This window comes from Pseudomonas sp. RW407, from assembly GCF_003176655.1.
GTDB classification, from domain to species: domain Bacteria; phylum Pseudomonadota; class Gammaproteobacteria; order Pseudomonadales; family Pseudomonadaceae; genus Pseudomonas; species Pseudomonas delhiensis.
Map to the genome: position 1 here is coordinate 1,167,827 of NZ_QGSL01000106.1, position 9,906 is coordinate 1,177,732.

Below are 9,906 nucleotides of genomic sequence, written 5' to 3' on the forward strand. Positions count from 1 at the left end.
GCGGTGGGCAGCTTCGAGCCGACCTTCCTGACCCTGGCCCGGGCCAGCATCGCCGGGCTGCTCGCCGCGGCCATCCTGTTCGTGCTGCGCCAGCGCCGGCCGGCACGCCAGGACATCCCGGCGCTGCTGGTGGTGGCCCTGGGCGTGGTGGTCGGCTTCCCGCTGCTCACCGCCCTGGCCCTGCGCCACGTCAGCTCGGCCCACGCCATCGTCTTCGTCGGCCTGCTGCCGCTGGCCACCGCCACCTTCGCCGTGCTGCGCGCCGGCGAGCGGCCGCGCCCGGCGTTCTGGGCGTTCTCGCTGGCCGGCAGCGCGGTGGTGGCCGGCTACGCCCTGAGCCAGGGCGGCGCCGGCAGCCTGCCGGGCGACCTGCTGATGCTGGCGGCCATCCTCGCCTGCGGCCTGGGCTACGCCGAGGGCGCGCGGCTGTCGCGGCACCTGGGCAGCTGGCAGGTGATCTGCTGGGTGCTGGTGCTGTCGTTGCCGCTGATGCTGCCGCTGACCCTCTGGACCTGGCCGGCCGACCTCGCCGCGGCCAGCCTGCCGGCCTGGCTGAGCCTGGGCTACGTGTCGCTGTTCAGCATGCTCATCGGTTTCTTCTTCTGGTACCACGGCCTGGCCCGCGGCGGCATCGCCGCGGTCGGCCAACTGCAGCTGCTGCAACCCTTCTTCGGCCTGGCCCTGGCCGGCCTGCTGCTGCACGAGCAGGTCAGCCCGCTGATGGCCGCCTCGACCCTGGTGGTGGTGGCCTGCGTGGCGGGGGCACGGCGCTTCGCCCGCTGAGCCGCCGGTGGCAGCGCACCTCGGGAAATAGCGGTATCATCGGGCGTTTGTGTACTTCCCCGGGCTTGCCGGAAGGAACCTCCGATGACCCCACCCGCCGAGCCGCCGGCGGCGCCCGACGACCTGGCGCCGCGCCCGCGCCTGACCCTGGGCAGCCACGTGCACAGCGGCTTCGACCTGCGCAGCGGGCGCATGCAGAACATCGCCCGGCACCGCGCCGCGCTGGCCTTCCTGTATGCCGGCATGCCCGTCTCGGGGCCGATCAACCCGCGCACCGGCAGCGAGCTGCGGGTATTCCGCGACGACCGCATCGTCCGCCTCAGCCGCCAGCCCGAGTGCGAGCAGCAGTTGCGCCAGCAGTTGCGCCAGTTCGGCTTCAAGCCGGCGATGCGGCGCAGCGACGCCCTGGAGGAAAGCGCCGGGGAGATGTTCGAGCTGCCCGACGACGCCACCTGGCAGCAGTTCATGCGCGAGGGCCTGCCGCAGCTGCGCGAGCGCGGCTGGGACGTGGACGTGCGCCCGGAGTTCGTCTTCGACCTGACGCCCATCGAGAACTGGTACGCCGAGATCGAGGAGACCGACGACCGCCAGTGGTTCGACCTGGAGCTGGGCATCGAGGTCGACGGCCGGCGCATCAGCCTGCTGCCGGCGCTGATCGAGCTGATCCGGCGCATGCCGGCGCTGCTCGACCCGGTCTCCCTGGCCCGCCACGCCGACGACGAGCAACTGGTGCTACGCCTGGACGCCGGGCGCAACCCGGTGCACAGCTGGCAGACCGCCTCGGAGCGGCCGCTGCGGGTGGCCCTGCCGTTCGGCAAGCTGAAGCCGCTGCTGGGCACCCTGTCCGAGTTCTACCTGGGCGACCAGGCGCCGGTGCGCCGCCTGCGCATGGGCGCGCCGGACGCCGCGCGGCTCTCCGAGCTGGAAGAGCTGCCGCTGCGCTGGCAGGGCGGCGACGAGCTGCGCGAGATCGCCCTGCGCCTGCGCGACTACCGCGCCCAGCCGGCGCCGCTGCCCACGGGCCTGCGCGCCGAGCTGCGGGCCTACCAGCACGAGGGCCTGAGCTGGATGCAGACGCTGCGCGCGGTGGGCGCCAGCGGCATCCTGGCCGACGACATGGGCCTGGGCAAGACGCTGCAGTCCCTGGCCCACGTGCTGCTGGAAAAACAGGCCGGGCGCCTCACCGCGCCGGCCCTGGTGGTGATGCCCACCAGCCTGATCCCCAACTGGCTGGACGAGGCCGAGCGCTTCACCCCCGACCTGCGCGTGCTGGCCCTGCACGGCGCCGGCCGGCGCCGCGACTTCGCGAAGATCGAGGAACACGACCTCATCCTCACCACCTACGCCCTGCTCCCTCGCGACGCGGAGAAGCTCGGCAAGCACGCCTACCACCTGCTGATCCTCGACGAGGCGCAGAACATCAAGAACGCCGGCACCAAGGCGGCCCAGGCCGCGCGCCAGCTGAACGCGCGGCACCGCCTGTGCCTGACCGGCACGCCGCTGGAGAACCACCTGGGCGAGCTCTGGTCGCTGTTCCACTTCCTGCTGCCCGGCTGGCTGGGCGACGCCAAGCAGTTCACCCAGCACTACCGCACGCCCATCGAGCGCCACGGCGACCAGGCGCGCCTGGCCCACCTGGCGGCGCGCATCCGCCCCTTCCTGCTGCGCCGTACCAAGGAACAGGTGGCCTCGGAGCTGCCGCCCAAGAGCGAATTCATCCAGCACATCGAACTCAGCGAGGCCCAGCGCGACCTCTACGAGACGGTGCGCCTGGCCCTGGACCGCAAGGTCCGCGACGAGATCGCCCGCCGCGGCCTGGCGCGCAGCCGCATCATCATCCTCGAGGCGCTGCTCAAGCTGCGCCAGGTGTGCTGCGACATCCGCCTGGTGCAGAAGGACGCCCCACCGGCCACCGGCCGCGCCAAGGCGGTGACCTCGGGCAAGCTGGAATACCTGCTGGACATGCTCGAGGAACTGCTCGCCGAAGGCCGCCGCGTGTTGCTGTTCTCGCAGTTCACCTCGATGCTCGCGCTGGTCGGCGAGGCCCTGCAGCAGCGCGGCATCGACTACGCCCTGCTGACCGGCGACAGCCGCGACCGCCGCCAGCCGGTGGAGGACTTCCAGCAGGGCCGCGTGCCGCTGTTCCTGATCAGCCTGAAAGCCGGCGGCGTGGGCCTGAACCTGACCGCGGCGGACACGGTGATCCACTACGACCCCTGGTGGAACCCGGCCGCCGAGAACCAGGCCAGCGACCGCGCCTACCGCATCGGCCAGGACAAGCCGGTGTTCGTCTACAAACTGATCGCCCGCGGCACGGTGGAAGAGAAGATCCAGCTGCTGCAACGGGAAAAAGCCGCGCTGGCCGCCGGCATCCTCGAAGGCGCCGGAACGGATTGGCAGTTGGATGATGCCGATATCGACGCGCTGTTCGCGCCCTTGCCGAAGGCGGTTTGAGGTACCGGGGCGTCCGGCGTGGCCGGTGAGTCCAATCGCGGACGGAGTCCTCCTACGTCCGTGCTTCCTGGAACCGTAGGAGCGGACTCTGACCGCGATTTGGCGCGTTATGCGCCCTACGAACTGGGCTGCCTGTAGGAGCGAGCTTGCTCGCGAATGGGCATATCCCTTTGGCCACTGTTTTTGGGGCCAACTCCGCTCCCTCTCCCTAACCCTCTCCCTGAAGGGAGAGGGAACCGTTCGGAGCGCTTTGGTATTCCTGAGTCAGCCGGCAACACCTAGGGTTTCCGGCTGAAACCATTCCTTCTCTCGGCACGGACAAGCCCCCTCTCCCTTCAGGGAGAGGGCTGGGGAGAGGGCGCTCTTGAACCCAGCACCTACGCCACCGGCAAACACCAATTCGCGAGCAAGCTCGCTCCTACGAAAACACCTCAGCGCAACGTTAAAGCTGCGCCACGTGCCCCGCCGTCTGGTGCGCCCGCAGGTAGGGCAACACCGCCGCCAGCAGCGGCGCCTTGAAGGCTTCCTGGAAACGATGGGCCATGCCCGGAATGAGCTTCAGCTCGGCGCCGCGGATATGCGCCGCCACATGCACCCCATGCATCACCGGCAACAACGGATCGGCAGTGCCATGGATCACCAACGTGGGCACATTCAAACGGTTGAGCAGGTCGACGCGGCTGGGCTCGGCGAGGATCGCCAGCATCTGCCTTTGCACGCCCTCGGGGTTGAAGGCCCGGTCGTAGGACTGCGCCGCCTGGCGCAGCAGTTGCTGGCGGTCGTCCTTCACCTCCGGGCTGCCGAGCGCGGCCAGCAGGTCGGCCTGCTGCTCGATGGCCTGCTCGCGGCTGCCCGCCTCGCGCCGGGCCAGCAGTTTCAGCAGGCTGTCGCTGGGCGCCGGCAGGCCCTCGGCGCCGGAGCTGGTCATCACCAGGGTCAGGCTGAGCACCCGCTGCGGTGCAAGGTCGGCGACGTGCTGGGCGATCATCCCGCCCATGCTCGCGCCCAGCACGTGGGCCTGCTCGATGTGCAGCGCGTCCAGCAGGCGCAGGGCGTCCCAGGCCATGTCGGTGAGGCTGTAGGGCGCGCTGACCGGCAGGCCGAGGCGGTAGCGGATCACCTCGTAGGTGAGGTTGGCGCCGGGCGTGGGCACGCGCCAGGCGCTCAGGCCGACGTCGCGGTTGTCGTAGCGGATGACGCGGAAGCCCTGCTGGCAGAGGGTCTGCACCACTTCGTCGGGCCAATGGATGAGCTGGCCGCCCAGGCCCATGATCAGCAGCAGGGTCGGGTCCTTCGGCGAGCCTATGCTCTGGTAGGCCAGGCGCACGTCGCCCACGTCCAGGGTGTCGGTGGGTACCCGTGGATCGCAACGATCGCCGGCAAAGGCAGTGAGGGGCGCCAGGCACGACAGGGCCAGCGCCAGCAGAAACGCACGCATGTGAAAATCCGGAATGCAGAACCCCAGTGGAACCCGATTCTGATGAATTTCCGTGGAGCGCTCTGCCACACAACCGTGACACTTTGATGAAAGGCGCCGAGCGGTCGCCACCGGGCTGACCGGCGTCATGGCACGGGCGCGGCCGGCCCGGCATGGTTCCAGGGCCGCCGCCATTCACCCGAGGGGTGCCCATGAGCTATCCGATCCTGCTGGTCCTGCACCTGCTGGCCGCCATCGCCTTCGTCGGCACCGTGTTCTTCGAGGTGCTGATCCTCGAGCGGGTGCGCCGCCACGTGCCGGAGGCCGCCCTGCGCACGGTGGAGCGCGCTCTCGGCCAGCGCCTGCGGCGGGTGATGCCCTGGGTGATCCTGACCCTCTTCGGCAGCGGCCTGGGCATGCTCAAGCTGCGCTACCTGCCGCTGCTGGCCCATCCACTGGACTCGCCCTTCGCCACCCTGCTGAGCCTGAAGCTGCTGCTGGCCGCCAGCGTGCTCTGCCACTTCCTCTGCGCGATGTACCTGATGCACAGCGGCGGCATGACCGGACGGCGATCGCGGGCCATCCACTACAGCGTCTTCGCCCACGTCCTGGGCATAGTGCTGCTGGCCAAGGGCATGTTCTACCTGAGCTGGTAGGCCGGGTGAGGTACGGACAGGTCGACAGCGGGCCGCGTATGAGACAGACTCAACCCACTCGCGTTGAAATCAAGTTTTCCTCATGTTGGGTGCGGCGCCATGCTCGAGATTCGTCATCTGAAAACCCTCCACGCCCTGCGTGAAGCCGACAGCCTGGTGGAAGCCGCCGAACGCCTGCACCTGACCCAGTCCGCCCTGTCCCACCAGTTCAAGGAACTGGAGGACCGCCTGGGCCTGTCGCTGTTCATCCGCAAGACCAAGCCGGTGCGCTTCACCAGCGCCGGCCTGCGCCTGCTGCAGCTGGCCGACGCCCTGCTGCCGCAGATGCGCACCGCCGAGCGCGACCTGGCGCGCCTGGCCGGCGGCACCGCCGGGCGCCTGCACATGGCCATCGAGTGCCACAGCTGCTTCCAGTGGCTGATGCCGACCATCGACCAGTTCCGCGACGCTTGGCCGGAAGTGGAGCTGGACCTGGCCTCGGGCTTCTCCTTCGCCCCGCTGCCGGCCCTGGCCCGCGGCGACCTCGACCTGGTGGTGACCTCCGACCCGGTGGACATCGCCGGCATCACCTACGTGCCGCTGTTCACCTACGAGGCGCTGCTGGCGGTGGACAACCAGCACCCGCTGGCCAGCAAGCCCTACATAGTGCCGGAAGACCTGGCCAACCAGACGCTGATCACCTACCCCATCGAGCGCGACCGCCTGGACATCTTCACCCGCTTCCTCGAACCGGCCGACGTCGAGCCGGCCCAGGTGCGCACCTCGGAGCTGACGGTGATGATGATGCAGCTGGTGGCCTCCGGCCGCGGCGTGTGCAGCCTGCCCAACTGGGCGCTGCACGAATACAGCTCGCGCGGCTACGTCACCGCCCGGCGCCTGGGCGAGAAGGGCCTGTACTGCACCCTGTACGCGGCCATCCGCGCGGACATGCTGGACGCCCCCTTCATGCGCGACTTCCTGCTGACGGCCAAGGACACCTCCTTCGCCACCCTGGAAGGGGTCAGCGCGGCGAAGGGTTGAGACATTGCGTAGGGCGAATAACGCGAAGCGTTATCCGCCGATCGAAATGCACGGATTCGGCCACGGCGCTCGGAACGGCGGCGTATGACCGCGAACGGTTATACGCCCTACCCAAAGGCATGGCACCCCGTAGGAGCGGACCTTGTCCGCGATAGCCGGACGTATCGGCGCGGATCGCGGATGAGATCCGCTCGGGTTGCCCATGCGCCGTGCCCTTGTAGGAGCGCGCCCTGCGCGCGAATCGCGGGCAGGGCCCGCTCCTACAGGTTGCCGGGAGGCACGGTATTCCTTCCCGTAGGAGCGGACTTTGTCCGCGATAGCCGGACGTTCCGGCGCGATTCGCGGATGAGATCCGCTCCTACGGCTTGCCTGTTGCCTTGGCGTGTTCCGCATGCCACTGCGCATCCCGCTCGGCGACCTTGGCGAAGGACGGGCGCGCGGTGACTTTCGCGATGTAGCGCTCGATGGCCGGGGTCTTCGGCACTATGCCGAAATGCGTGGTCCAGGCCAGCGCCGAGCCCCAGAGCACGTCCGCCGCGGTGAAGCGTTCGCCGAGCAGGTAGGGGCCTTTCTCCAGCTGGGCGTCGATGACCTTCATCACCGTCTCGAAATCGCCGTAGGGGCTGCGCGCCGGGGGCGCCGGCTCGCGGCCGAGAGAGCGGTCGGTCACCGCCGGCTCGAAGCTGGAGCCATAGAACACCAGCCAGCGCAGGTAGGGCCCGCGCAGCGGGTCGCCGATGGCCGGCGCCAGCCCGGCTTCCGGGTAGAGGTCGGCGAGGTAGATGTAGACGGCGCCCTGCTCGGTCACCAGCGCCTCGCCATGGCGGATGGCCGGGACCTTGCCCATCGGGTTGATCGCCAGGTACGCCGGCTGGCGCTGCTCGCCGGCCTGCATGTTGATCAACTGCAGGTCATAGTCGGCGCCCAGCTCCTCCAGCAGCGCCAGGGTGCCGGAGGAACGGGTCTGCGGGGAATGGTAGAAGGTGACGCGGCGGTCGCTCATGCTGTTCTCCTTTGCCGATGACGGGCCGGCCCGAAAGCATAGACCGCGCCCCGCCCTCTTCCACCGTCAGAACAACGCCACCTCGTAGCTCAGGTACACCCGGTTCTCGTCCACGTCGCGGCTGAAGCCGGAGCGGTAGGTCGCGTTGCGCCAGGTCAGGCCCAGGCCCTTCAGCGGGCCGCCCTGCAGCACGTAGCGGATGTCGCTGTTGCGCTCCCATTCGCGGCTGCCGCCGCCGGCCGTCGGCTCGGCGCCGTGGCCGCTGAAGTAGCGCGTCATGAAGCTCAGGCCGGGCAGGCCCAGGGGCGCGAAGTCGTAGTCGTAGCGCAGCTGCCAGGAGGTTTCCCCGGCCTCGGCGAAGTCGCCGTACTGGCCAAAGTCGATCAGGTAGGGGTCGGTGCCGTCCAGGTAGGGGTAGGCGCTGGCGCCGTCCATCGCCTGGAAGCCCAGGCCGAAGGCGTGGCCGTTGTGCAGGCGGTAGGTGAACAGGCCGTTGAAGGCGCGGTTGTCGATGCGCCCGCCGCGCCCGGCGCCGGCGTCGCGGCTGATGGCCAGGCGCAGGTCGGCCTCCAGGCTGTCGGCGCCGATCGGCGTGCGGCCCTTGAGGCCGAGGAAGTGCTGGTCGTAGACGTCCTCCAGCTGGCCGTAGTGGTAGCTGCCGGTCCAGTTCGCGGTGAAGCGGTAGTCCAGCCCGCCCAGGTAGAAGTGGTCGGCCCGCGCCGCCGCGGCGAAGCGGCCGTTGCGGTTGTACAGCGCCAGGTCGCTGGTGCCGGCCTCGTTGCGCTGGCTCACTTCGTCCAGCCGGCCCAGGTTGAGGGTCAGGCCGTCGAATTCGCTGGAGGTCAGCAGGCCGCCCTGGAACACCTGGGGGAACAGCCGCCCGTAGTTGGGCTGCACCGTGGGCAGCTTGGGCACCAGGGCGCCGAGCTTCAGCTCCGTGCGCGACAGGCGCAGCTTGGCGGTGGGATCGAGCCGCGCGTAGTCGTCCGCCGCGCGGCCGTCGCCCTGCACCGGCAGCAGGCCGGTGCCGCTGCGCTCGGGGCTGGAGTCGAGCTTGACGCCGAGCTTGCCGAGCACATCCACACCCACGCCCAGGGTGCCGGCGGTGTAGCCCGAGCGATAGTCGAGGAGGAAGCCCTGGGCCCACTCCTCGCCCTTCGAACGCCCGGCGCCGTCGCGGAAGTCGCGGTTCATGTAGAAGTTGCGCAGCCCCAGGCTGGCCTTGCCGTCCTCCAGGAAGCCGTCGGCCAGGGCCGGGCCACTGGCGGCCAGTGTGGTGAGAAGGAAAACAGTGCCTTTGTTGTTCTTGTTCATGCGTTCTCCGAGCGGTTGGCGGGGCGCCGCGGCGCCCCTTCTTCAGGACCTCAGCAGCGCTCCAGCACCATGGCCACGCCCTGGCCGAGGCCTACGCACAGGCTGACCACCGCGTAGCGCTGGCCACGTTGCTGCAGGGTGCGGGCGGCGGTCAGCGCCAGGCGTGCGCCGGAGGCGCCGAGGGGGTGGCCCACGGCGATGGCGCCGCCGTGGGGGTTGACACGCGGGTCGTCGAAAGCCAGGCCCAGCGCCTTCAGGCAGGCCAGCACCTGGGCGGCGAAGGCCTCGTTGATCTCGATCAGGTCGACCTCTTCCAGGCCCAGCCCGGCGCGCTGCAGGGCGCGGAGGATCGCCTGGTGCGGGCCGATGCCCATGATCCGCGGCTCCACGCCGACGCTGGCGGAAGCCAGGATGCGCGCCAGCGGACGGATGCCGTGGCGCTCGCCGATGGCGCGGTTGCCCAGCAGCAGCACCGCCGCGCCATCGTTGATGCCCGAGGCGTTGCCGGCGCTGACCAGGCCGCCGGGGAACAGCGCCGGCAGCCGGGCCAACGCCGCCAGGTCGGCCTGCGGCCGCGGGTGCTCGTCGTGCGCCACCGTCAGGGTTTCGCCCTTGCGCCCGCCCGGTACCTCCACCGGGAGGATTTCCCCGGCGAAGAAGCCCGCCTCCAGCGCCGCCTGGTAGCGGGCCTGGGACGCGGCGGCGAAACGGTCGGCCGCCTCGCGCCCGATGCCCATCTCGCGGGCCAGGTTGTCGGCGGTCTCCGGCATGCTGTCGTTGCCGTAGCGTTCGACGATGCGGGGGTTGGCGAAGCGCGCGCCTATGGTGCTGTCGAAGACGTTCAGCGCGCGGCTGAAGGCGCTGTCCGCCTTGCCCATGACGAAAGGCGCGCGGGACATGCTTTCGGCGCCGCCGGCCAGGTACAGCTCGCCCTCGCCGCAGGTGATCGCCCGCGCGGCGTCGATCACCGCCGACAGGCCGCTGGCGCACAGGCGGTTGAGCGTCTGCCCCGGCACCTGCCAGGGCAGGCCGGCGGCCAGCAGCGCGTGGCGCGCCAGGTTGCGGCTGTCCTCGCCGGCCTGGTTGGTGCAGCCGAGGATGACATCTTCCAGGTCGTCGCTGGAAAAGCCGGAGGTCTGCATCACCCGGGCCAGCAGCGTGGCGGCCAGGTCGTCCGGGCGCAGCCGCGACAGGGCGCCGGCGTGGCGGCCGAAGGGGCTGCGCAGCCCGGCGTAGAGGTAGGCATCGAGCATGGTGGG

The 9,906-nt window shown here is 70.1% G+C and carries 8 protein-coding genes; 4 read left to right on the forward strand and 4 right to left on the reverse strand.

Features of this window, described 5'->3' with window-relative positions:
* On the forward strand, window positions 1–783 hold a 783-nt coding region (locus tag DK254_RS22025), incomplete at its 5' end, for a DMT family transporter (RefSeq protein WP_109935813.1).
* A 426-nt stretch (window positions 784–1,209) separates the two neighbouring features.
* The gene (locus DK254_RS22030) at window positions 1,210–3,237 is read left to right on the forward strand and encodes a DEAD/DEAH box helicase (RefSeq protein WP_109935814.1); all 2,028 of its coding nucleotides are present in this window, start codon (window positions 1,210–1,212) and stop codon (window positions 3,235–3,237) included.
* 442 nt (window positions 3,238–3,679) lie between these two features.
* On the opposite strand, the gene DK254_RS22035 is transcribed toward DK254_RS22030, so the two are convergent.
* Complete coding sequence (locus DK254_RS22035; RefSeq protein WP_109935473.1) at window positions 3,680–4,675, reverse strand: alpha/beta fold hydrolase; 996 nt, start codon at window positions 4,673–4,675, stop codon at window positions 3,680–3,682.
* Window positions 4,676–4,866: 191 nt separating this feature from the next.
* Here DK254_RS22035 and DK254_RS22040 point away from each other — a divergent pair, with 191 nt between their 5' ends.
* Together DK254_RS22040 and metR are read left to right on the forward strand one after the other, a co-directional pair.
* A complete protein-coding gene (locus tag DK254_RS22040; protein ID WP_109935474.1) occupies window positions 4,867–5,310 on the forward strand; it encodes a CopD family copper resistance protein in 444 nt (147 codons plus the stop codon).
* 99 nt (window positions 5,311–5,409) lie between these two features.
* Window positions 5,410–6,330: a transcriptional regulator MetR gene (gene metR, locus DK254_RS22045; RefSeq protein WP_109935475.1), complete on the forward strand. Its 921-nt coding sequence runs from the start codon at window positions 5,410–5,412 to the stop codon at window positions 6,328–6,330.
* Window positions 6,331–6,688: 358 nt separating this feature from the next.
* Here metR and DK254_RS22050 read toward each other — a convergent pair whose 3' ends face one another.
* The 3 genes from DK254_RS22050 to DK254_RS22060 form a co-directional block, all read right to left on the reverse strand.
* A complete protein-coding gene (locus DK254_RS22050; RefSeq protein ID WP_109935476.1) occupies window positions 6,689–7,333 on the reverse strand; it encodes a glutathione S-transferase family protein in 645 nt (214 codons plus the stop codon).
* 66 nt (window positions 7,334–7,399) lie between these two features.
* Window positions 7,400–8,647: an OprD family porin gene (locus tag DK254_RS22055; RefSeq protein WP_109935477.1), complete on the reverse strand. Its 1,248-nt coding sequence runs from the start codon at window positions 8,645–8,647 to the stop codon at window positions 7,400–7,402.
* Between the two features lie 50 nt (window positions 8,648–8,697).
* Complete coding sequence (locus tag DK254_RS22060) at window positions 8,698–9,900, reverse strand: 3-oxoadipyl-CoA thiolase (RefSeq protein ID WP_109935478.1); 1,203 nt, start codon at window positions 9,898–9,900, stop codon at window positions 8,698–8,700.
* Window positions 9,901–9,906 lie beyond the last annotated feature (6 nt).

What these genes read in the sequence shown, in the direction of transcription:
- metR (WP_109935475.1), top strand. Translation starts at nt 5,410, where the DNA reads ATGCTCGAGATTCGTCATCTGAAAACCCTCCACGCCCTGCGTGAAGCC.
- DK254_RS22035 (WP_109935473.1), bottom strand. Translation starts at nt 4,675, where the DNA reads ATGCGTGCGTTTCTGCTGGCGCTGGCCCTGTCGTGCCTGGCGCCCCTC.
- DK254_RS22040 (WP_109935474.1), top strand. Translation starts at nt 4,867, where the DNA reads ATGAGCTATCCGATCCTGCTGGTCCTGCACCTGCTGGCCGCCATCGCC.
- DK254_RS22055 (WP_109935477.1), bottom strand. Translation starts at nt 8,647, where the DNA reads ATGAACAAGAACAACAAAGGCACTGTTTTCCTTCTCACCACACTGGCC.
- DK254_RS22060 (WP_109935478.1), bottom strand. Translation starts at nt 9,900, where the DNA reads ATGCTCGATGCCTACCTCTACGCCGGGCTGCGCAGCCCCTTCGGCCGC.
- DK254_RS22030 (WP_109935814.1), top strand. Translation starts at nt 1,210, where the DNA reads ATGTTCGAGCTGCCCGACGACGCCACCTGGCAGCAGTTCATGCGCGAG.
- DK254_RS22050 (WP_109935476.1), bottom strand. Translation starts at nt 7,333, where the DNA reads ATGAGCGACCGCCGCGTCACCTTCTACCATTCCCCGCAGACCCGTTCC.